25 protein-coding genes and 1 pseudogene are annotated in these 21140 nt (G+C 70.0%); 11 read left to right on the top strand and 15 right to left on the bottom strand.

Going from position 1 to position 21140, the window contains the following annotated elements; genetic code table 11:
- Positions 1-32 precede the first annotated feature (32 nt).
- Together AB0O28_RS04685 and AB0O28_RS04680 are read left to right on the top strand one after the other, a co-directional pair.
- The gene (locus tag AB0O28_RS04685; protein WP_363636289.1) at positions 33-1493 is read left to right on the top strand and encodes an NAD-dependent succinate-semialdehyde dehydrogenase; all 1461 of its coding nucleotides are present in this window, start codon (positions 33-35) and stop codon (positions 1491-1493) included.
- 249 nt (positions 1494-1742) lie between these two features.
- On the top strand, positions 1743-2972 hold the full coding sequence (locus AB0O28_RS04680) for an iron-containing alcohol dehydrogenase (RefSeq protein WP_363636287.1): 1230 nt from the start codon (positions 1743-1745) through the stop codon (positions 2970-2972).
- A 247-nt stretch (positions 2973-3219) separates the two neighbouring features.
- On the opposite strand, the gene AB0O28_RS04675 is transcribed toward AB0O28_RS04680, so the two are convergent.
- A complete protein-coding gene (locus AB0O28_RS04675; RefSeq protein ID WP_363636285.1) occupies positions 3220-3585 on the bottom strand; it encodes a nuclear transport factor 2 family protein in 366 nt (121 codons plus the stop codon).
- A 300-nt stretch (positions 3586-3885) separates the two neighbouring features.
- Here AB0O28_RS04675 and AB0O28_RS04670 point away from each other — a divergent pair, with 300 nt between their 5' ends.
- The gene (locus tag AB0O28_RS04670; RefSeq protein ID WP_363636283.1) at positions 3886-5337 is read left to right on the top strand and encodes a PLP-dependent aminotransferase family protein; all 1452 of its coding nucleotides are present in this window, start codon (positions 3886-3888) and stop codon (positions 5335-5337) included.
- Positions 5338-5346: 9 nt separating this feature from the next.
- Here AB0O28_RS04670 and AB0O28_RS04665 read toward each other — a convergent pair whose 3' ends face one another.
- Positions 5347-6720 carry an FAD-binding protein gene (locus tag AB0O28_RS04665; RefSeq protein ID WP_363636281.1) on the bottom strand — a complete coding sequence of 458 codons (1374 nt, stop codon included), beginning with the start codon at positions 6718-6720 and terminating at the stop codon, positions 5347-5349.
- 262 nt (positions 6721-6982) lie between these two features.
- Positions 6983-7912: a HAMP domain-containing sensor histidine kinase gene (locus tag AB0O28_RS04660; RefSeq protein ID WP_363636279.1), complete on the bottom strand. Its 930-nt coding sequence runs from the start codon at positions 7910-7912 to the stop codon at positions 6983-6985.
- Positions 7913-8088: 176 nt separating this feature from the next.
- On the opposite strand from AB0O28_RS04660, the pseudogene AB0O28_RS04655 reads away from it, so the two are divergent.
- Both AB0O28_RS04655 and AB0O28_RS04650 read left to right on the top strand, forming a co-directional pair.
- Positions 8089-8259 (top strand): annotated as a pseudogene (locus AB0O28_RS04655) (Hsp70 family protein); the annotation flags it as partial.
- Positions 8260-8329: 70 nt separating this feature from the next.
- Complete coding sequence (locus AB0O28_RS04650) at positions 8330-8881, top strand: hypothetical protein (RefSeq protein ID WP_363637268.1); 552 nt, start codon at positions 8330-8332, stop codon at positions 8879-8881.
- A 28-nt stretch (positions 8882-8909) separates the two neighbouring features.
- On the opposite strand, the gene AB0O28_RS04645 is transcribed toward AB0O28_RS04650, so the two are convergent.
- From AB0O28_RS04645 to AB0O28_RS04615, 7 genes are all read right to left on the bottom strand, one after another.
- Positions 8910-9650 (bottom strand): TIGR03943 family protein, encoded by a 741-nt coding sequence (locus AB0O28_RS04645; protein ID WP_363636277.1) that lies wholly within the window; start codon positions 9648-9650, stop codon positions 8910-8912.
- 5 nt (positions 9651-9655) lie between these two features.
- The gene (locus AB0O28_RS04640; protein WP_363636275.1) at positions 9656-10678 is read right to left on the bottom strand and encodes a permease; all 1023 of its coding nucleotides are present in this window, start codon (positions 10676-10678) and stop codon (positions 9656-9658) included.
- Between the two features lie 111 nt (positions 10679-10789).
- The gene (locus AB0O28_RS04635) at positions 10790-11668 is read right to left on the bottom strand and encodes a metal ABC transporter permease (RefSeq protein WP_363636273.1); all 879 of its coding nucleotides are present in this window, start codon (positions 11666-11668) and stop codon (positions 10790-10792) included.
- Entirely contained in the window at positions 11665-12516 is an 852-nt protein-coding gene (locus AB0O28_RS04630; RefSeq protein ID WP_363636271.1) for an ATP-binding cassette domain-containing protein, read from the bottom strand. The genes AB0O28_RS04635 and AB0O28_RS04630 overlap by 4 nt, the downstream gene beginning before the upstream one ends.
- A complete protein-coding gene (locus AB0O28_RS04625; protein WP_363636269.1) occupies positions 12513-13460 on the bottom strand; it encodes a zinc ABC transporter substrate-binding protein in 948 nt (315 codons plus the stop codon). The genes AB0O28_RS04630 and AB0O28_RS04625 overlap by 4 nt, the downstream gene beginning before the upstream one ends.
- Before the next feature lie 237 nt (positions 13461-13697).
- The gene (gene rpsR / locus AB0O28_RS04620; RefSeq protein WP_363636267.1) at positions 13698-13928 is read right to left on the bottom strand and encodes a 30S ribosomal protein S18; all 231 of its coding nucleotides are present in this window, start codon (positions 13926-13928) and stop codon (positions 13698-13700) included.
- A complete protein-coding gene (locus AB0O28_RS04615) occupies positions 13925-15064 on the bottom strand; it encodes a GTP-binding protein (RefSeq protein ID WP_363636265.1) in 1140 nt (379 codons plus the stop codon). Before AB0O28_RS04615 ends, rpsR begins: the two co-directional genes overlap by 4 nt.
- 77 nt (positions 15065-15141) lie before the next feature.
- Here AB0O28_RS04615 and rpmG point away from each other — a divergent pair, with 77 nt between their 5' ends.
- Genes rpmG through rpmF form a run of 5 tightly spaced genes read left to right on the top strand, consistent with a single transcriptional unit; the run spans position 15142 to position 16253 of the window.
- A complete protein-coding gene (gene rpmG / locus AB0O28_RS04610; RefSeq protein WP_142650039.1) occupies positions 15142-15306 on the top strand; it encodes a 50S ribosomal protein L33 in 165 nt (54 codons plus the stop codon).
- On the top strand, positions 15303-15548 hold the full coding sequence (locus AB0O28_RS04605) for a type B 50S ribosomal protein L31 (protein ID WP_363636262.1): 246 nt from the start codon (positions 15303-15305) through the stop codon (positions 15546-15548). Before rpmG ends, AB0O28_RS04605 begins: the two co-directional genes overlap by 4 nt.
- The gene (rpmB, locus tag AB0O28_RS04600) at positions 15548-15784 is read left to right on the top strand and encodes a 50S ribosomal protein L28 (protein WP_363636260.1); all 237 of its coding nucleotides are present in this window, start codon (positions 15548-15550) and stop codon (positions 15782-15784) included. The genes AB0O28_RS04605 and rpmB overlap by 1 nt, the downstream gene beginning before the upstream one ends.
- Complete coding sequence (rpsN, locus tag AB0O28_RS04595) at positions 15784-16083, top strand: 30S ribosomal protein S14 (protein ID WP_363636258.1); 300 nt, start codon at positions 15784-15786, stop codon at positions 16081-16083. Before rpmB ends, rpsN begins: the two co-directional genes overlap by 1 nt.
- A 2-nt stretch (positions 16084-16085) precedes the next feature.
- Positions 16086-16253 carry a 50S ribosomal protein L32 gene (rpmF, locus tag AB0O28_RS04590; RefSeq protein ID WP_363636256.1) on the top strand — a complete coding sequence of 56 codons (168 nt, stop codon included), beginning with the start codon at positions 16086-16088 and terminating at the stop codon, positions 16251-16253.
- Between the two features lie 186 nt (positions 16254-16439).
- Here rpmF and AB0O28_RS04585 read toward each other — a convergent pair whose 3' ends face one another.
- The 3 genes from AB0O28_RS04585 to AB0O28_RS04575 all read right to left on the bottom strand — a co-directional run bounded on the left by AB0O28_RS04585 (position 16440) and on the right by AB0O28_RS04575 (position 17687).
- Positions 16440-16916: a TspO/MBR family protein gene (locus AB0O28_RS04585; protein ID WP_363636254.1), complete on the bottom strand. Its 477-nt coding sequence runs from the start codon at positions 16914-16916 to the stop codon at positions 16440-16442.
- Positions 16913-17059: a hypothetical protein gene (locus tag AB0O28_RS04580; protein ID WP_363636252.1), complete on the bottom strand. Its 147-nt coding sequence runs from the start codon at positions 17057-17059 to the stop codon at positions 16913-16915. The genes AB0O28_RS04585 and AB0O28_RS04580 overlap by 4 nt, the downstream gene beginning before the upstream one ends.
- A 367-nt stretch (positions 17060-17426) precedes the next feature.
- Positions 17427-17687: a hypothetical protein gene (locus AB0O28_RS04575; RefSeq protein ID WP_363636250.1), complete on the bottom strand. Its 261-nt coding sequence runs from the start codon at positions 17685-17687 to the stop codon at positions 17427-17429.
- A gap of 150 nt (positions 17688-17837) precedes the next feature.
- Here AB0O28_RS04575 and AB0O28_RS04570 point away from each other — a divergent pair, with 150 nt between their 5' ends.
- Positions 17838-18290, top strand: coding sequence for an SLC13 family permease (locus AB0O28_RS04570; RefSeq protein ID WP_363637238.1), 453 nt, complete (start codon positions 17838-17840; stop codon positions 18288-18290).
- Here the strand turns inward: AB0O28_RS04570 and AB0O28_RS04565 are convergent.
- On the bottom strand, positions 18235-19584 hold the full coding sequence (locus tag AB0O28_RS04565; RefSeq protein WP_363636248.1) for a potassium transporter TrkG: 1350 nt from the start codon (positions 19582-19584) through the stop codon (positions 18235-18237). The two genes, AB0O28_RS04570 and AB0O28_RS04565, sit on opposite strands and share 56 nt — an antisense overlap.
- Entirely contained in the window at positions 19581-20810 is a 1230-nt protein-coding gene (locus tag AB0O28_RS04560) for a cation:proton antiporter (RefSeq protein WP_363636246.1), read from the bottom strand. The genes AB0O28_RS04565 and AB0O28_RS04560 overlap by 4 nt, the downstream gene beginning before the upstream one ends.
- Between the last annotated feature and the right edge of the window lie 330 nt (positions 20811-21140).

Genomic DNA, 21140 nt, shown 5'->3' with positions numbered 1-21140 from the left:
ACATCACCAAGAACATCTCAGGAGGCGACGCAATGAGTGACCCGATGAACGTCCTGGCCCCCGAGCACCGGCGGCTCCGGATCGGCGACGCCTGGCGCGACGCCGCCAGTGGAGCCACCTTTCCCGTCGAGGACCCGGCGACCGGCAAGACCATCGCCGAGGTGGCGGACGCCGGCGTCGTCGACGGGCTCGCCGCTCTGGACGCGGCGAGCACGGCGATGGCGGAGTGGGCGGCGACCCCGCCACGACAACGGTCAGAGTTGTTGAGGGCGACGTACCTGGCGCTGACCGAGCGATCCGAGGAGGTCGCCCGGCTGATAACGCTCGAGATGGGCAAGCCGCTCGCCGAGGCTCGGGCAGAGGTGGCCTACGGCGCCGAGTTCTTCCGCTGGTTCGCCGAGGAGGCGGTGCGCGTCGAGGGGCGTTACAACACCGCTCCCAATGGCGGATATCGCGTCCTCACCGTGCCGAAGCCGGTCGGACCGTGCGTCTTCGTGACGCCCTGGAACTTTCCGTTGGCCATGGGTACCCGCAAGATCGCTCCTGCGCTGGCGGCGGGCTGCACGACGATCACCAAGCCGGCCGCCCAGACGCCGCTCACCATGCTGTTCCTGGCCCGCATCATGGAGGAGGTCGGCGTTCCCCCGGGCGTCGTCAACGTCGTGACGACCAAGCGTTCCGGCGAGGTGGTCTCAGCACTGCTGGCCGACCGCCGGACCCGCAAGCTCTCGTTCACCGGGTCGACCGAGGTCGGGCGCGTGCTGCTACGGCAGGCGGCGGACAACGTGCTGCGCACCTCCATGGAACTGGGCGGCAACGCGGCCTTGATCGTGTGTGCCGACGCGGACCTGGACGTCGCGGTCGACGGCGCCATGGTGGCCAAGATGCGCAACATCGGGGAGTCCTGCATCGCGGCCAACCGGATCTACGTCGAGGAGCCGGTGCGCGAGGAGTTCACGGCGCGCTTCGTCGAGCGGATGGGCGCGCTCTCGGTGGGCCATGGTCTCGACGACGGCGTGAACGTCGGCGCGTTGATCGACGAGCCCTCGGTGACCAAGATCGACGAGCTCGTCACCGACGCGGTCGGTCGCGGCGCCCGTGCCCTGGTGGGCGGCGAGCGGCTGGATGGGCCGGGCCACTTCTACCCGCCCACGGTCCTCGTCGACGTGCCCGAGGACGCGCAGATCCTACAGGAGGAGATCTTCGGCCCGGTGGCGCCGATCATCTCGTTCACGTCCGACGACGAGGTGATCGCGAAGGCCAACGACACCGAGCACGGCCTGGCCGGCTACGTCTTCACCCGTGACCTCCAGCGGGCGCTCCGGTTCGCCGAGGGGTTGGAGACGGGGATGATCGGCATCAACCGTGGTCTGATCTCTGACCCGTCTGCTCCGTTCGGAGGCGTGAAGCAGTCCGGGATCGGCAAGGAGGGGTCGCACGAGGGCATCCTCGAGTACCTCGACGTCACCTACGCGGCGATCGACCTGCCATGACCGGCCTGCTGCTCAGGGTGCCCGCCGAGGACCGCCGCGCCCCGTGCACACATGACCTGACCGGCCTCCACCCGTGGGGCGGGACCCGCATCGTTATGGACCCGAGGGCGCCCGGGCACCACCGAGTTCGGAAGCCCGGCGCGCGCCTGCGCCACCCGGCGGCCAACCTTGCCGACGCCGTCCCGGTCTCGCAGGTGACCTGGACGTCCGCCCAGCAAATCACCGCCGACGTTCCAGAGAGGCACTGACATGCTTGAGACCGTCCGCGGACCACGCCAGCTGATAGTGGGCGAAGGGGTCGCGCAGAACATCCCACGAGTGGTGGCCGAGTGTGGCTCGCGAGTCCTCATCGTGACCGACCGGTTTCTTCTGGGGCAACCAGGTGTGGCCGAGATCGTGGCCGCCGTGCGGGAGAAGGTCGCAGTCGTCGGGGTGTTCGCCGACGCGACTCCGGATGTGCCACTCGCCGATGTCGCCCTGGCCGTCTCGGCCGCCGCGGAGGTGGACGCCGACGTGATCCTCGCCATCGGGGGTGGCACGGTGATCGACCTCGCCAAAATCGTCGGCGTGATCCGGCGCCACGGTGGGACGCCGCGCGACTTCTACGGCGAGTCGAAGGTGCCGGGGCCGACGTTTCCTCTCGTCGCGGTCCCGACGACGTCAGGCACCGGCTCCGAGCTCACGCCCGTCGCGGTGTTGACCGACCCGGACCGCGAGCTGAAGGTGGGGGTCTCCAGCGTCCACATCGTGCCCGACTTCGCCATCGTCGACCCCGAGCTCACCTACTCCTGCCCTGCGACCGTCACCGCCCACTCCGGCATCGACGCGTTCTGTCACGCGGTGGAGAGCTACACCGCGCGACCCCGGCCCCACGGACCGCGCGACCCGGTGGAGCAGGTCTTCCTCGGCCGCAACGCGATCACCGATCACTACGCGCTCCTGGCCGCGGAGCGGATCGCCCGCAGCCTGCCCCGTGCCGTCAGGGACGGGGGCGACAAGGACGCGCGCGCGGACATGTCCTATGGGTCCATGCTGGCCGGGCTCGCGTTTGCCCACGCGGGCACCGCGGCTCCGCACGCCCTCCAATACCCCATCGGCGCAGCCACCCACACGCCGCACGGCCTGGGCGTCGGGCTGCTGCTGCCCTACGCGCTGGACGCGGCCAGGGATGCCATCAGCGACCGGCTGGCCATCCTCGCCCGGGTGTGCGGGCTCGACGTGACCGACGCCTCGGACGCCGAGGCCGCGGATGCGTTCCTCACCTGGCTCGACGGGCTCCTCGCCGACATCGGCATCCCTCGCACCTTGGCGGACATCGGCGTGGCACGCGCCGACCTCCCGCGCTTCGCGGAGATGGCCAGTGGCGTCACCCGCTTGATCCAGAACCATCCAGGCCCTGCCGACACCGCCAGTCTGACCGCGATCCTCGAAGCGGCCTGGATCGGGGACCGGACCCGACACGCCCTGACTCTGGAGTAGAGACAGTGACGCCATAGTCCCACCGGCCCACCTCGCTCCACGCGGTGACATAACGTCGCCGTTCCATCGCGGATAGATCAACGAGTGAACGACCGAATCGTGATCGAATCTGCCCCCGACCCCGACCCCGACCCCGACCAGGCCGGCCACCACCGCAAGATCATTTCACCACCGCCTGACAGGTGGCCGGCAGCCCGGCCGGGCGGGCTCTCGGCGCGAGGGGCGGCCGGGAGCCCGCAGAGAGCGGTCAGGCGGGGACCTTGTCGAGGAAGCCGTACACGTTGCCGATCCGGCCGTCCTCCGCGATCGCGACGACGTCGAAACCGATCACGACGGGCTCGGCCGCGCCCTCGGGGCCGAGGTGCCAGGTGAAGCGCGCCGTGTCGTGGTGGCCGTCCACCGGCCCGCCAAGGGTGAACACGAAACCGGGGAACATCTCCTGCACCCCGGCGATCACCGCGGCGACGCCCTCGTGGCCGGTCACCGTGGCCAGCGGGTCGGTGTAGCCGCCGTCCTCGGTCCACAGCGCGGCCACCGCCTTCGCCCTGGCCTCGGGATCACGCTCGTTCCAGGCGGCGATGTAACGTTCGGCCAGGGCGGTGTAGCCGGTCATCTTCGTGCTCCTTCGGGTTGTCTCGGTGACGACACGTGAACGGTGTCACGGACCCCTGAGGAGGGGCGATTACGCGCTGGGTAATGCCTGTACGGCCCGAGCGTCTCCTTGCGCAGGTGAGTCTTGAGGACCTTGCCGCCCCGGTTCCGCGGCAGCTCGGCCTCCCTGAACCAGAACCGGACGGCGCCCTGAGCGCCACGATGCGGTCGCGGGAACCGCCCCTGATGATGGTTCGTCACCGAGGAACCCGGCAGGCCACTCGGCTCGGCGGAATTGGTGCACGCCGGTAACGTCGATTCTGTGGACCGTTTGGGGACCAATTCCGGGCCGGCCGAGGACTTGCTCATCGAACTGGACCGTGACGCCGGGGTGCCACTGCACCGGCAGATCGAGGCGTCCATCCGCGCGAGCATCCGGGCCGGTCGGTTGCGAGCGGGGGCGTCGCTGCCACCCAGCCGCACCCTCGCGGCCGGGCTCGGGGTTTCGCGCGGGGTGGTCGTGGAGGCATACCAGCAGCTCGTGGCCGAGGGCTACCTTGCCAGCCGATCGGGCGGTTACACCCAGGTCGCCGCGTCGATGCCGCCGACCGCAGCCGGCGCGGGCTCCGCGGCTTCGACGGCGCAGCCGGCCACGAGCAGTCCCGGTTTCAGGGCCGGCTTCAGGGTCGACTTCGGGTACGGGCGCACCGACGTGTCGCGGTTCCCGCGGGCCGCCTGGCTGCGTTCGGTTCGCACGGTGCTCACCACCACACCCAACGACCGGTTCACCTACCTCGACGGGCGGGGCGTGCCGGAACTGCGCCAGGCCCTGTGCGACTACCTCAACCGAGTACGCGGCACGCTGGCCGTCCCCGGCAACGTGGTCATCTGCAACGGCTACGGACAGGGCATCTCACTGCTGATCCAGGTGCTCGCGCGGCGCGGCGCCAGGCGGATCGCCCTGGAGGACCCGTCGTCCGACGACGACGCCCGCGTGCTGGCCGGGGCCGCGGGACTGGAGGTGGTCGGCATCCCGGTGGGTCCGGACGGCGTTCAGGTCGACGCTTTGGACGTGGCCGACGCCGACGCGCTGGTCCTCACGCCGTCGCACCAGTGGCCGACTGGAGGGGTGCTGTCGGCGGCGGCCAGGGCCGAGGTGATCCGCTGGGCCAGGCGCCGCGGCGCGATCGTAGTCGAGGACGACTACGACGCGGAGTACCGCTACGACCGCTCTCCGGTGGGCGCCATGCAGGGCCTGGCGCCCGATCACGTCGTCTACTGCGGTACGGCCAGCAAGACGCTCGCGCCGGGGTTGCGGCTGGGCTGGATGGTGGTGCCTCCCCAACTGGTCGCCGACGTCGCCGCGGCAAAGCTGCTCGCCGACCGCGGTTCGTCGGTCATCGACCAGCTGACGTTCGCCGACTTTCTCGGCCGCGGCGAGTTCGACCGTCACCTGCGCCGGATGCGTCCGGTGTACCGGCGCCGCCGCGACGCGCTGCTGGACGCGCTGCGCACCCATGTGCCGGAGCTGCGACCGGCCGGGATCGCCGCCGGGCAGCACGTGGTCGCCTGGCTCCCGCCCGACCTCGACGAGGCGGCGGTGGTGGAGGCAGCCGCCCGGCACGGGCTCGGCGTCCAGGGCGTCGGGCCGTTCCGGATCGCCGGCGCCGGGCCCGGTGGCCTGATCTTCGGCTACGCCATCCTCAGCGAGAGCGCCATCGCCGAGGGAGTCGCGCTGCTGGCGACGGCCATCCGGGAGGTACGGGGATCCTGACGCGGCCGGTCACAGTGCCGGACGATCGTCCTGGGCCGGACGGATGTTCTGGTTCAGGTGGAACACGTTCGCCGGGTCGTAGGCGGTCTTCACCGCGGTCAGCCGGGCCAGCTTCGCGACCGAGTACGCCCGCCGCACGCCGCGCTGCCCATCGGCCAGTTCGTCGGCCGTCAACGAGTTGACGTAGATCCCGCTGGCGTACGGCTCGAGCGAGGCGCCGGCGGCGCGGGCGGCACTCATCCTGGCGTCGTCCTCGGCCGGGTCGGTCCAGCGGGAGCCGGCACCGAACTCGAACATCGTGCCGCGATGGCTGAACGCCGCGTCTTCTTCCGGGACATCGGCGATCGCGCCGCCGTGCGCCTGCAGGCCGACGCCCGGCAGGTCCGGGCTCGCGCTCAGGTCGGAGCCACCGCGCAGCAAGAACGCCTCGATCGCCGCGGTGGGAAAGCTCCGCAGGTAATGCCCCTTGGCATAGCGGCGGTACGCGTGGCCCCCGGTGGAGTCCTCGCGTTGCTGAAGTTCGAGGTAGGACGGTGTGGTGACGCGGGAGGCAACGGGACGCCCGAGCGCCCGCATCGCGGGCAGCAGCCGGCGGCCCTCGGCCGGGTCGCCGACCCACACGAACCCCAGCGTGGCGATCGGGCCGGCGGGAGTGCTGCCGACGCTGGCGGTGAACGTCGCCTGCCGGGGCGTGACGGCGTTCAGGTCACGCCAGCCCTCGATGACCGGGACGGCGTCCTCGGCGCGGAAGTCGAACTCGGCGACCAGCGTCCGCGTGCCGGTGTGATGCAACTGGAACTCGAATTCGGTCACGATGCCGAAGTTGCCGCCACCGCCGCGCAGGCCCCAGAACAGGTCGGGGTTGTCGGTACGGCTCGCGGTCACCACGTCGCCCTCGGCGGTGACCACCGTGTAAGAGACGACGTTGTCGCAGGCCAGGCCGTACTGGCGAGCCAGCCAGCCCATGCCTCCGCCGAGCGTGAGCCCGCCGACGCCGGTGTGTGAGACGTTGCCGGCGGTGGTGGCCAGGCCGTACGCCTGGGACGCCCGGTCCAGTGCGCCGAGCAGCGCGCCGCCCTGCACCCAGGCCCGGCGACGGGCCGGGTCGACCCGCACGCCGCCCATGGGCGTCAGGTCGATCATGAGACCGCCGTCAGGCACGGCGAAGCCGGCGGCATTGTGGCCACCGCAGCGCACGCCGATCTCGAGGTCGAGTTCGCGGGCCAGCCGCACGGCGGCAACCACGTCGGCGACGCCCGCCGCGCGGACGATCATGCGTGGACGCCGGTCGATCATGGCGTTCCAGACGGTACGGGCGGTGTCGTAGCCGGCGTCGCCAGGCGTGAGTACCTGACCGTCGAAGCGGGTCGCTGTCGTTGTCATGCCATTGAGCCTGGCAGGAATCGGTACCCTTGATAAGGTCCGATCTTGTAGGCCAATTGAGGACCAATTCAGGGACCGGCCGAGGATCTGCTCATCGACTCCGCACCCGGCATCCGCCGGGTCTCCGCGCCCAGGGCGCTGGGCACGGCGGGGACCGCGGCCGCGCGACGCTCGCCCGGCAGCTGGAGGGGCTGACGAGGTCGTACGCCGCGCCGTCCTCCAGGGGCACAGGCCGAGCCGGCTGTGGGCGGGGCCGGGTGGGTCAGGCCGTCGACGCCGGGGAGGGAGCGAGGGGGAGCTGAACGACGAAGCAGGCCCCGCCGCTGGGAGAGGGTTCGACCCACACGGATCCGTTGTGGGTCTTGACGATCTCCCGGACGATGCTCAGCCCGAGGCCCGCGCCGGTGTCGCCACGCAGAGACTCGCTCGTGAGCTGGTACAAGCGATCGAAGACGCGCTCCCGCTCGTGCGGGGGAATGCCGGGGCCGTCATCGGACACCGCCAGCCGTGCGAAGCGGTCGCCGCATCCGACGTCGACCCGCACGCTGTGCCTGGCGTGGCGCTGGGCGTTGTCCAGCAGGTTGGTCAGGATCTCGCACATCTGCGTACGCATGGCTTCGACCTGACCACTGGAAGTAGAACGCACCTCGACGGGTATCGGGTCGGCTCGGGCAGCGACTTCCTGCCTGACCAGCTCGCACAGATCGATCCTTTCCTTTCTCTGGGCGATACGACCCCGGGCGATCAGCAGGAGGTCGGTCGCGAGCGCCTCCAGCCGATCCACTTCCCGCAGCACCTCCCTGAACGCGCCGGGGTAGTCGGCGTGATCAGGATCGGCGATCGCCTCTTCCACACTGACACGTATGCCGGCCAGCGGGGAGCGGATCTCGTGGGCGACGGTGGAGGCGAACTGCCGCTCGCGGTCCAGCATGTCCAAGCTCACGTTGATGTTGCCGACCAGCTGGGTCATCTGCGTCGGGTCTCGATGCTGGGTGATCTGGTCGTACTCGTCTTTGATGTTGATCCGGGCGAGGTCGTCGGAGATCCCGCCGACCCGACGCAGCAGCCGCCAGACGACAATCACGCCGGCGAGCAGGACAGTCGGCACCACCAGCGCCTTACGCAGCCGAATCCATGAACCAGTGCCGCTGCTCCGCACCGCCCGGTGCCGCCGTCCACGAAAGGTCGGCATGCGTCATTTTTTGCCCGTCAGTACGGCCCCATAACCTTCTGACCTGCGAAACCAGTACGCTAATTGGGCTCGGAAAGGTGTGGCGGCCGCCGCGTCGGCGCGTACGGCTCCCACCGTGGTCACCTGCCATGGTGACGTCCGGGGCGAACTCGGCGCCTACTATCGGGCCCTCGGCGAAGGACGCCGGCAAGATCGCCGGCCTGGAGGTCCTGCGGATCATCAACGAGCCGACCGCGGCGGCCCTGGCATACGGCCTGGACAAGAAGGGCAACGAGACCGTTCTCGTGTTCGACCTGGGCGGGGGCACGTTCGACGCCAGCGTCCTCGACGTCGGCGAGGGCGTCATCGTGCGGCTTCTGCGCCAACTGCGAGAAGGGCCTGACCGCCTTGTGCCTCACCACCGACCCGGAGCCGGGGGTGGACGGGGCCGCTTACGGCTTCGCGGACATGGGCCCGTACAACGGCGGCCAGGCCGAGTTGCTGCGCGTTCCGTTCGGCGACTTCAACTGCCTGGTCCTGCCCGAGGACGCGCGGGAGAGGCAGAGCGACTACGTCATGCCGGCCGGCATCTGGCCCACCGGCCGGCACGCGACCCAGCTCGCCTGTGTGCAGGCCGGCGACTCGGTCGTGATCTACGGAGCGGGACCGGTCGGCCTGATAGCCGCCTACTCCGCGACGTTCAAGAGCGCGGGCATGGAGATGGTCGTGGACCGCCACCCGGACCGGCTGGCCAAGGCCGAGGAGATCGGGTCTGTGGGCGGAAGGCCCGGCCGTCGTGGGTCGTCTCACACGAGCTGGGCCTGGACGACGCGCCCGGCGGCTACGAGCACTTCGACCGGAGGGATTCCGGCTGGACCAAGGTCGTCCTGCGTCCCGCCGGCATCGGCTGACCCTCCCGTGGCGGCCGCGGGCCTCGCGGTCCGACCGCTCCGGCCACGAACCGGCCACAGTCGCCATACGGGACGGTGACATCCAGGCTCATGGGCGTCGTGTCGGCTTACTCGTACGGCTCGCTCGGTTCCGGGATTTCCGTCACCTGGATGGCGGTCATCTCCGGTGGCACGGTTCCGTTCGGGATCTTGCGGGACCTGGGCGGGACCCAGGTGCCGGTCACCTCGACCCAGGTGTCGTCGGGCGGCGGAGCGGCGCCGAGCACGGCCACCTTGAGGGCGATGGCGTCGGCCGCACAGCAGCTCATCTGCATGCGGGTGACGTACCAGCGGTCTTTCTTCTTCGACCGTACGACGAAGCCGGTCAGCCGGACCTCTCTGCCGGTGAGCGTGCGCTTGCGGAAGTCCCAGGCCCGGCCGATGAACTCGCCCACGGCCATCGGGGTGATCTTGTCCGTGGATAGCGGTACGTAGGAGCCGGTCTTCGCCGGCGGCCGGATGGGCGCGTCCTCGCTACGAGCGGCGAAGGCGCCCAACGCGGGGGGCGCGATCAGGACGATCGCGAAGACGGGCAGGGACAGCAGCCAGCCCACCTTCGGCGCCCGTGAATGGTCGTGACCCTCGGCCTGCTTCCCCGGCCCTTCGTGAACGTGTTCGTCGTGAGCGTTCGCGAACGGACGCCGCCACTCCTGGACGAGGCCGATGACCCCGAGGGTGAGGACGACCACCCCTGCCGTGAGCAGGAAGGGGCGGAAACCGGGTTTCACATAGTTGAGGTATGACGTCGTCAGGACGGTTATCCAGAGCACGACGCCGCCGAGCAGGGTCAGCACGAGACTTCGGGACATGCGACTCACAGGAGGACTCCTCCGATCGCCGAGCTGACCACGACCGCGAGCAGGAACGTCAGCGGAACGAACCGTATGGCGAAGGCCCGGCCGAAGGTCCCCGCCTGAAGGGCGATGAGCTTCAGGTCGACCATCGGCCCGACGACCAGGAACGCCAGCTTCGCCGTGGGGGAGAACGCGGTGAGTGAGGCCGCGACGAACGCGTCGGCCTCCGAGCAAATCGACAGGACGACCGCGAGAAGCGCGAGCACGACCGCCGACAGCACCGGGACGTCCGCCACCGAGGTCAGCCACGTGCGGGGCACCACCACGTTCAGTGTGGCCGCGGTCATCCCGCCGATCACCAGGAATCCGCCCGCGTGGAGGAGGTCGTGTCGCATGGCGTCGCGGAACTCTGCCCACTTCGAACCCCTGGGGGCCGTACGGGACGGTACCCGCAGCCACGACGACCGGCCGAAGCGCAGCCACAGCCAACCGGCCGCGACCGCCACCAGGAGCGAGGCGGCGAACCGGGCCACGGCCATCATCGGCTGTCCGGGGAACGCCACGGCCGTGGCGACGACGACCACGGGGTTGACGGCGGGCGACGACAGCAGGAACGCCAGCGCGGCCGCCGGGGTGACCCCGCGCGACATCAGGCCCGAGGCCACCGGGACCGAGGCGCACTCGCAGCCCGGCAACACCGCTCCGGCCGCCCCCGCTACGGGGACCGCGGCGTAGGGGTTGCGGGGCAGTGCCTTCGTCCAGAACGACGGCGGGACGAAGGCCGCGATGGCCGCCGACAGCAGTACGCCGAAGACGAGGAAGGGCAACGCCTGAACGCAGATCGCCACGAAAACGGTCGCCCAGGTCTGCAGCGCCGGGGCCGTGAGCAGGGGTGTCAGCACCAGGCGGCCGATGACGAGAAGCGCGGCGAGGAGCGCGAACAGCCAGGGCGTCGCCGGAGGTACGGCCGATCTACGGCCCCATTCCGGGGGTGGTATCTCTGTCGAAGACTCCACCACGACCCGGTCCGGCATGCGCCTCATCCTGGCAGAACTCCTCATCGGTGATCCTGGGATCGGCACTACGCGACCCCGTCATAGTCCCGTATGGCAGTCCCGCGAACCGGGCGGGGAGGAACGGAGCTCACCGTCGCCTCAGCCGGCGACCACGGCCGGGGGTCTGCGCGCCCAGCCGCTACGGGTGCGTACGGCGCCCGCAGCGCGGCAGGCCAGGTAGATGACGAAGGCGATGGTGGTGACGTACGGGCTGATCGGAATGCTGCTGCCCAACGCGATGAGGATGCCGCCGACCACGGACGTCACGGCGAACAGGACGCTGAGCAGAGGGATCAGGCGAGGGGAGGCCGTCACCCGGGTGGCGGCGGCCGCAGGGGTGACCACCAGGGCGAGCACCAGCAGAGCGCCGACGATCTGGATGGTCGTGGCCACGGCGAGACCCAGCACCAGGGTGAAGACGGGGGACAGAGCCCGGACGGGCACGCCGCGGGCGGCGGCGACGTCGGGATCGAGGCTGGCGAAGGTCAGCGGACGCCAGATGACCGCGAGGACGAGCAGGACGACGACCGACACGCCGATCAGCCAGGCGGTCTGCGGGGCGTCCACGGCCACGATCTGACCGGTGAGCAGCCCGAACTTGTTGGCGGCGCGGCCTTTGTACAGCGACAGGAACAGCACGCCGAGTCCCAGTCCGAAGGGCATCAGGACGCCGATGGCGGAGTTACGGTCCCGGACGCGCACCCCCATGGCACCGATGACCGCGGCGGCCAGGACCGATCCGGCCAGGGATCCTGCCACCACGTTCGCCCCGAGCAGGAGCGCGGCCGCCGCGCCTGCGAAGGACAGCTCGGCGATCCCGTGCACGGCGAAGGCGAGATCCCGCATCATCACGAAGGTGCTGATCAGGCCGCCGACCACACCGAGCACGGCCGCGGCGATGACCGAGTTGGCGACGAGGGCCAGCAGTTGTCCGTAGTCGTCGTAGTTGAAGATCTGGTGCCAGATGTCGGTGCTCATGACTGAACGCCTTCAGTGTGGTCGGGGTGGTGCGGGACGGGGGCGCCGGCGATCAGGTAGCGGCCGTGGGCCCGGACCACCTCGACCGGGCCGCCGTAAAGGTCGGACAGAACGGAAGACGTCATCACCTCGTCGGGCGTGCCGGCGCGGAATCGGCCCCCGGTCAGGTACAGCACCCGGTCGACCAGTGGCAGGACCGGATTGAGCTCGTGGGTGACGAAGAGCACGGCGGTGCCATGAGCGCGCCGCCGCCGGTCGAGCAGGTCGACGATCGCGTGCTGGTGGTGCGGGTCGAGCGAGAGGAGAGGCTCGTCGCACAGCAGAAGCGCGGGATCGGTGGCCAGGGCCTGCGCGACGCGCACCCGCTGCTGCTCGCCGCCGGACAGCAGGCCGAGGGGCATGTCCGCGTAGGCCTGCGCGCCCACCTCGGTCAGCAGCTCGTCGATGCGACGCCGCAGCCCTCTGCTGCCGAGGGGCAGGCCCCAGCGGTGGCCGTCGACGCCGAGCCGCACGAGGTCGCGGGCGCGCAGCGGCGTGTGCGGGGCGACGGCCCGCTGCTGGGGGATGTAGCCGATCAGATCGCTGCCCCGCCGGGGCGGGTGACCGTTGATCAGCAGGGCCCCGGCGGAGAGAGGCAACCGGCCCAGGATGGCGTGCAGCAGGCTGGTCTTGCCCGATCCGTTGGGGCCCAATATGGCGATGAACTCGCCGCGGCGCAGCTCCAGGTCCAGACCGGACCACAGGACGCGCTCGCCACGGCGCAGTTCCGCATCGGTCAGGCTGAGGACGACGGGTGTTCCGCCGACGGAGGCGGCCTGCGGTGCGATGGTGCCCGACTGTTCGGTCATCGCCCCAGGGCCTTGCCGAGCGCGTCGAGGTTGGCGGCCATCCAGCCGATGTAGTCCTCACCGGAGGGCAGGGTCTCGGTGACCGGGACGACGGGGATGCCGTTGCCGGCCGCCGCCTCGCGGACCTTCTCGGTCTCCGGGCCGGCGGTCTGGGAGTTGTAGACGAGGGCCTGCACCTTCTTGCCGGTGAACAGGGCGAGGGTGTCCCGCAGGACGCGGGGGGAGACGTCGTTTCCTTCCTCGATGGCCTCGCTGAACTCCTCGGGGGCGGTGTTGGTCAGACCGCACGCCTCGATCATGTACAGCGGGACCGGTTCGGTGATCGCCACGGCGGTGCCCTTCGCGGTCCGTGCGATGACCGCCTCCCGCTCCTCCAGCGGCTTGAGCTTCTGCTTGAAGGTCTCGGCTCCGGCGGTGAAGGCGGCGGCTGCGGAGGGGTCGGCCTTGCCCAGCGCGGCGGCGATCGAGTCGGCCAGCCGCGCGACGGACGGGAAGTCGTACCAGACGTGCTCGTTGAGCTCCTCTCCGTCCGCCGCGGTCTTCCCGGAGATCTCGACCGCGTTCAGCACCTGGGCCGAGGTGTTGCCGGCGGCGTCGCGCATCGTGTCCATGAAGTCGTCGTAGCCGCCGCCGTTCTCGATGATCACCTTGGCCTTGGACAGCGCCAGCTGGTTCTGCGGATTTGCCTCGAAGGAGTGCGGGTCCTGGTCGGGGCCGGCGATGAACGAGGTCACCGCGACCTTGTCGCCGCCGATCTGCCGGACGATGTCGCCGTACACGTTGGTGGAGGTCACCACGGCGACCGCGCCCGGGCCGGTGGACGCGCTCACGGCCGGCTCGGGAGATGTCGCGGGAGAAGACGAGCCGCCGCAGGCGGTCAGCAGCACAGAAGCCAGGCCCGCGAGGACGAGCAGGGAGGGACGACGCAGGGGGGAGGTGTTCATGTCGATCCTTGTCGGCAATGACAACGGTTTTCATTTGCAAACCTAGCATCGCCATCCGGATCGGCCGCAATGGGGCAGGAGGCGCAGAAGGTCACCGCATGGCCGTCGAGGGCTCCGATCCGCGGCCGCAGCACCTTGTCGATTTGCGGCCGCGGATTCGAACGGGCCGACGGTCCACCGGTCAGAGGATGTCGCCGAGCCCCGGCCGACGTCCGACGGTGCCGTCCGCTGTGTCGGTCATGAACGCGGCCGGGAGGCGTAAGGAAGCAGCGCCATCTCGCGGGCGTTCTTGATGGCGCGGGCGATCTGGCGTTGTTGCTGCACCGTGACGCCGGTGACGCGGCGGCTGCGGATCTTGCCGCGGTCGGAGACGAACTTCCGTAGCAGGTCGGTGTCCTTGTAGTCGATGTAGGTCACCCCCTGCAGCGGGTTGCCCTTCTCGCGGAGGAGGGTGCGGCGGGGCTTCATGCGATCTCCTTGAGGTCGAGGATGTGGGCGAAGGGGTCGTCGTAGCAGGCCCACACGTGGGAGCCCGCCAGGGCCTCCTCCTCGGTGAGCAGGCAGGAGTCGAGCAGAGCGTGGAGGCGCTCTCGGTCGAGGTCGGGCCCGGTGAACACCAGGTGCTGGACGCGGTCGCCGGTGATGTGGTCCCAGTCGAGGTCGGCGGCCATGCGGCGGGCGGGGGAGACCATGTCCCAGGCGGCCTCCGGCAGCGCGGCCAGCCAGGGCCCGGCGTCCTCGACCGACACGATGCCCGCGACCGCGTCCCAGGCGAGCAGCCGATCGGGCCGGCTGGCCAGCCAGAACCGCCCGCGGGAGCGTACCGATTGGGTGACCAGCTCGTCCACGGCCTCGAACAGGCGGGCGGGGTGCAGGGGGCGCAGCCGGCGCCAGACGACCGTGGTGATCTCGTCGGTCTGCGCGTCGCAGGGCAACTGGGCGGTGGCGGGGTCGACCCGTTCGGCCAGTTCCCGCGCGCACAGCCGGGCGCCGGTCACGCCCGGCAGCGACCTGGTGAAGACCGGGGTGCAGGGCGTGAGGTGGGCGAGCACGGCGCGGGAGAGCTCCGCGTCCTCTTCATCGCCGCCGTGCAGGGTCAGGGCGGTCGCGTACTCGATCTGCCGGGTCAGGACTTCGGCGAAATAGCGCTGGTCGCCGGCCGCGGCGATCTGGCCGGTCTCGCTGAGGCGGTCGCCGCGGGTGATGTCGACGGGCATGTGCTCGGCGTGCAGCGCGGTCAGCACGCAGGTCAGCCGCAGGATGTCGTGGGCCTCCTCGCAATCGAGAGCCTCGGCGACCGAGCGCGGCTCGACCGAGTCCCACAGGTCGACCACGAGCAGCGACACGGTGGCGGCGTGCCGCACCAGCTGGGGGAGAAGGTCCTCGCGGACGGTGCAGGTGACACAGCCGTGCGCGAGCCGTACGCCGGCCAGGTCGAGCACGGTGGAGGCGTCGCGGACCACGCGCTGCACCCGGCCGGCGGTCACCTCCCGCAGGTCGTGGTGGACGGCGAGGGAGCCGGGGTGGTCGCGCAGGAGGCGATCGACGACGCGCGTGCGAGCAGAGGCGTGCAGGCCCGTTACCAGGACGACAGGGGTGGACACGAGGGCCTCCGAGTTGCAGAAATGGAAATGATTATCGTTATCATTACACAGGCTGATGGCAAGAGAGGAGCCACCCCATGGCCAGAAACGAGCTACGCCCCGTGATCAAGCTGCGATCGAGCGCGGGGACCGGCTACACCTACGTGACCCGCAAGAACCGCCGTAACGACCCCGACAGGCTCACGCTCCGCAAGTACGACCCGATCATCCGCAGGCACGTCGCCTTCCGGGAGGAACGATGAAAAAGGGCATTCACCCCGGCTACCACCCGGTCGTGTTCCGCGACCCGGGCGCCGGGTTCGCCTTCCTCACCCGCTCGACCATCACCAGCGACAAGACGATCGTGTGGGAGGACGGCAACACCTATCCCGTGGTGGACGTCGACGTCTCCTCGGCGAGCCACCCCTTCTACACGGGGCGCAGCCGGGTGCTCGACACCGCCGGCCGGGTCGAGCGGTTCAACCAGCGCTATGGGAGGGCCTGATGTCCGCGCACTGCCAGCTCACGGGCGCCGCCCCTGTCTTCGGCAACCGCGTCTCCCACTCCCACCGGCGCACCCGCCGGCGATGGAACCCCAATATCCAGCACCGCCGCTACTGGCTGCCCAGTGAGAACCGCTACGTCCGGCTCACGCTCAGCGCCCGGGCGATCAGGACCGTCGACAAGATCGGCATCGAGGCCGCCGTCACCCGGATCCGCGCCCGGGGAGAGAAGATCTGATGGCCAAGAAGAGCAAGATCGCCGCCAATGAGAGGCGCAAAGCCGTGGTCGCCCGCTACGCCCAACGGCGTGCGGAGCTGAAGAAGGTCGTACGCACCGGCACTCCGGAAGAGCGGGCGTCGGCCGTACGCGAGCTGGCGCGCCGGCCGCGTGACGCCAGCACGACCCGCGTGCGCAACCGCGACTCCGTCGACGGCCGCCCGCGGGGGTACCTCGGCATGTTCGGGCTGTCCCGGATCCGGTTCCGTCAGATGGCTCATCGGGGCGAGCTGCCGGGCGTGACGAAAGCGAGCTGGTGATCGTGGCCGTTCCCAAGCGCAGAACCTCGCGCAGCAAAACCCGCCATCGCCGTAGCCAGTGGAAGGCGACTCCACCCGACTTGGTGCCGATCACCGTGAACGGACGCGAACTTTTGGTGCCCCGCCGACTGGTACGTGCCTACCAGCGCGGCCTCATCGTCCCTGGCTGACGACAGCCGACCTCGCCCCGGAAGCGTGACCATGATTCTGTGAGGGCCTGGGACGAAGCGGCGGCGAGTGGTCCCCATGGCAGGTCGCTGCTTCGCCGCAGTGGCCTAACCTCCGTAAAGGACCAGTCGCCGCTGCCAAGGTCCCGCCCGCCTGGCCGCGGCGGTGGTTGACCGCCGCGGTTCGCATCACTGCTCGATATCTCGCGATGCCGATCGTGACGTTCTCCAGAGCGCGGCGGTCCACGCGATGTCGTAGACGACCCACAGAGCGTAGACGAGCAGCAGTGTCAGGGATATGAAGTCGTGTCGTGCCGCGACGATCAGGGCGGACAGCGGGGCGGTGAAGGCCAGCATGCCGGTGAACCCGGCCAAGGTGCTGCGCAGGCCGAAGAAGGCGGCGTTCCACGCCTCATTGGCGACGATGACCACGACGGCCCAGATGATCGCGGGCAGATCCTGTCGATCCAGGGCTCGGTACAGGACGCTCGCGATGAGCGCGTAGTAGATGAGGCCGACTGCGATGAAGACCCGGAATGGCACCAGCCAGCGCGGCCAGGGCAGACTGCGGAACCAGGTCAACGCCGATGTGGGGATGAGCAGGTTGCCGACGATGGCGGCGAGGAGTGTGATGGCGGCGGTGACCGTGGCCGCGTACCAGTTCATCCTTCTCGCTCCGATTCGGCGGGGGCGGCCGCGAGGGCGAGGAGGTCGTCCATGCTCCACTGGTCGTCGGCGTGGCGACCGGGATGGACGGCCAGGACGGTCCCGTCCGGCGCGATGAGGAAGTCGCCTGACCGCCTGAGCACCTGCGCGCCCGGCCGTAGCCGAGCCGGCCCGGTCGACCGCGGTTCGCGCAGGGCCGCCTGACGCGTGCGTGGGTTCGCGCGCGCCCATGATGGTGAGGGCTCGACGCCGCAGTGGCGGTAGAGACGCCGATCGGGGGCGGCGGTGAGCGGGAACTGCAGCGGTGCGTGGGGGGACGGTTCCTCCGCGCGGAAAGCGAAAACGGCGCCGTCGGCGATTCTGGCGGCGGTGATCTCAGCAAGGAGGCTGGCTACAGGGCGCAGGTGGAGACTGCAGACCGGGCGCCCGGCGAAGCGACGGAACCGCGGGCGCGGTAGGCGCTCGCCGTCGGGAACGACTACCCGACCCCCGACCATCGTGATCAGATGGTCAGGGATGAGGCGAGCGGCGAGATGTGGCCGACGCCTCGCATATTCTGACACAAACTATAATTTGACAGCTACTATCGACTTCGTCAATCCGCTTGTCCGCATCAGTTCGCCACACGCCGGCGAGCTGGGGCAGGAAGATGTGGCAGATCTCCACCACGGCGGCGGCGTTGGCGAGGATGCCGGGCTCGCCCGCCTGGGCGAGCCCGGCCGGCCAGGTGTCGCCGTCCTCGCCGCAGAAGCGGCCATGGGACTCGGACAAGGTTCAGGCCGCCGTCGACGTACAGGTGCGAACCGGTGATGAAACTGCTCTGTCCTACCCCGAACTGACCGTTCGGGAGAACATCGAAGTCGTCAGGCGGCGACGCCGGCTGAAGGGGCGCACCGACGAGGCGACGGGCACGGACCCGCTCTGCACGCCGGGCTGTTCGTCATGGTGGGCGGCCTGGTGGAGATGGGCGTCATCGAGCGGCTGTCCCATATCGCCGTGGAGGCGACCTCGGGGCGTCCGGAGCTGACCACCATGGGCCTGCTCGGCGCTTCGGCGGGACTGTCGGCGATCGTGGACAACATCCCCTGTGTGGCCACGATGAGCCCGATCGTCGCCGACCTCGTCCAGGCGGGCGCTGGCGGCGGGCCGGCCCAGGTGCTGTGGTGGGCGCTGGCCTTCAGGGCCGACCTGGGCGGCAACGCGACCGCCGTCGGCGCCGCCGCCAACGTCGTCGTCCTGGGCATCGCCGCGCGCAAGGGCACTCCGATCAGCTTCTGGCAGTTCACCAAACACGGGCTCATCGTCACGGTCGTGACCGTCAGCCGACGATCATTCCTTCCTCCGGGAGTTCGTACCGCCGGGTGCGCTCCTTAAGGGCGAGCGCCGAGCCCAGCGTGAGCGGGCCGATCCGGCCGACGAACATCAGGGCGACGAGCAGCAGGTGCCCGGCCGGCGGGATGGAGGCGGTGATGCCCGTTGACAGACCCGCCGTGCCGAAGGCGGAGACGACCTCGAACAGCACCCGGTCCAGACCGTGCGGGGTGAGCACCAGCAGGATGTAGGTCGAGCACGCGACCAGGCCCACGCTGAGCACGGTCAGGGAGACCGCCTGCCGCTGCGCCGCCTCGGGCAGGCGGCGGTGGCCGATGTTCACCCGGCTCTCGCCGCGCATCTCGGTCCAGACGATGAACGCCAACAGGCCGAGGGTGGTGACCTTGATGCCGCCGGCGGTGCCCGCGCTGCCACCGCCCACGAACATCAGCAGGTCGGTGACCAGCCAGCTGGACGGATGCATCTTGGCGAGGTCGAGGCTGTTGAACCCGGCCGTACGCGGCATGACGGCGGTGAAGAACGCCGCCAGCAGCTTGCCCGGCCCGTCGAACTGCCCCAGAGTGCGGGGATTGGCCCACTCTGTGGCGAGGAAGATCAGCGTGCCGCCGGCCAGCAGAACCGCGGTCACCGCGAGCGTGACGCGGGTCAGCAGCGACCACCGGCTGGGACGGCGCCAGGAGCGGCGCAGCTCGAACAGCACCGGGAAGCCGAGCCCGCCCACGATCACCGCCGCCGCGATGGTCAGGCAGATCCACGGATCACCGGCGAAGCGGATCAGACTGTCGGGCCACAACGCGAAACCGGCGTTGTTGAACGCCGAGACCGCGTGGAAGACGCCGAGGTAGGCGGCATGACCGACGGGTTCCGCATATCCCGTCATGAACCTGAGCGTGAGCACGGAGGCCGTCACCGCTTCAGACGCCAAGCTGAACAGCACGACCTTGGCCACCACGCGCCGCAGGTCACTCGCACTGAGCGCTTTGGTCTCCGCTTGGGCGGATAATCGGGCGCGCAGGCTCAGCCTACGGGAGATCAGCAGAGTGAAGACGGTCGCGAGGGTCATGATGCCGAGACCGCCCACCTGGATCAGGACGGCGATGACCACCTCGCCGAACGCCGACCAGTGCGCGGCCGTGTCGACGACGGTCAGCCCGGTCACGCACACCGCTGACGTCGCGGTGAACAGGGCCGTGATCCAGTCCGCGGGCTTCCCCGAGGTCGTGGCGAGCGGGGTGGACAGCAGGGCGGTCCCCAGGAGGACCGCCGCCCCGAATCCGGTCGTGACGACCTGCGCCGGATGCCGGAACCGCCCCAGCACACCCCCGGCCCACATCATGCCTCGTGATTGCGGCGTACGCGTCCGCGCAGGCGACGGGCGGCGCCATACCAGGCGGGGACCTCGCGCTCCTCGTCGAACCAGCGGGCCACAAGGATGTCGGTGGAAGAGTGCAGCAGGATAGACGTCACGATGGTGACCGCGACGAGCTGGAAGACCTGCTGGGCGGCGACGATGCCGGAGCCCAGCACGATGAGCCCATAGACGACCGAGGCGAAGCCCTTGGGCCCGAACCAGGCCGTCGCGGCCTGCTCACGCACACCCAACCCCGAGCCGAGGAAGGACACCCAGATGGCCACCGGCCGGGCCACCACCAGCGCCAAAATCGCGAACACCCAGCCCACCCAGCCGACCGAGCCCAGCAGCGCCGGGCTGATCAGCGCGCCGAACACCAGCAGGGCGCCCAGTTTGAACAGCTCGGCGATCAGCTCGCCGAAGTGCTCGAACGACTCACGCTGCCGCTCGCCGAAGGTCGCCACCGTGATGCCGGCGCAGAAGGCGGCCAGGAACAGATTGCCGTGCGTGGCCTTGCCCAGCGCCAGCACCAGCAGGCCGATCGCCAGCGCGTTCAGCGGCTCGTAGGCGGTGGAGGCGGAGAACCAGCGGGTGCGCTCCAGCGTGATCGCCAGCCACGGGACGGCCACCCCGATGAGAACGCCCACCCCCAACTCCAGGGCGAGCTCGCCCAAATGCAGGTTGTGCGAGCCTGTGGCGACGGCGAGGAACACCATCACGAACGGCAGCGCCAGGCCGTCGTTGACACCCGACTCGACGTTCAGCAGCCGGCGCAACCGGGGCGGCACCTTCTCGTTGCCGACCAGCGCGGCGGCGAACACCGGGTCGGTGGGCGAGAGGATCGCGCCGATCAGCAGCGACTCGATCCAGCCCAACCCGACCAGATAATGCGCGCCCACCGCGGTCACCAGCAGCGTGAGCGGCAGGCCCCAGCCGAGCGCCCGCCCGGGCAGTTTCCACGCCTCGCGCAACTCGCTCCAGCCGACCCGCATGCCGTCGGTGAACAGCACCGCGAACAGCGCGAGCTCCGCCAGCGTGCCGACGATCTCGTCGTCCGCAGCGATCGGCATCACGCCGAGCATGCCGTCACCCAGGACGAACCCGGCGACCAGGAACAACGCCGCGGTGGACAGGATCGTACGGTTGGCCAGGCTGGACAGCAGTACGGCCAGCAGCAGGACACCGGCGAACGCCGGCAGCATCGCGCTCATCGGCCGCCCGCCTCGCTGTGGTGCCCACAGGCCGTCTTCGATACCACCGAGAACCTCCGCCAAGTGCAACGCTGAAGAACGTTGCCGACCAGACTTCCCGGCGCACCGCGCCTACCGTAACAGCACAGTCAAAACACACGTATTCGGGGCTTCCAACCGTAAGGGGAGCGGGCCGATCAGTCGCGCCTACGGTCCCGACCGCGCGTGGGCGATCATGCCGGAGCCGGAGGCCCCCGCCGGAGGCATATGCGGCGGTACCTGTCGCTGGTTCACTTGGCCAATACGGAGCTCGCCCCCGTCGCCAGTCGCAATTCGGTCGAGCGCCTTCTG

It is taken from the genome of Microbispora sp. NPDC088329, assembly GCF_040685655.1.
Lineage (GTDB): Bacteria > Actinomycetota > Actinomycetes > Streptosporangiales > Streptosporangiaceae > Microbispora.
The sequence above is the reverse complement of the archived record's forward strand: the minus strand, read 5'-3'. Positions and strand labels throughout refer to the sequence as shown.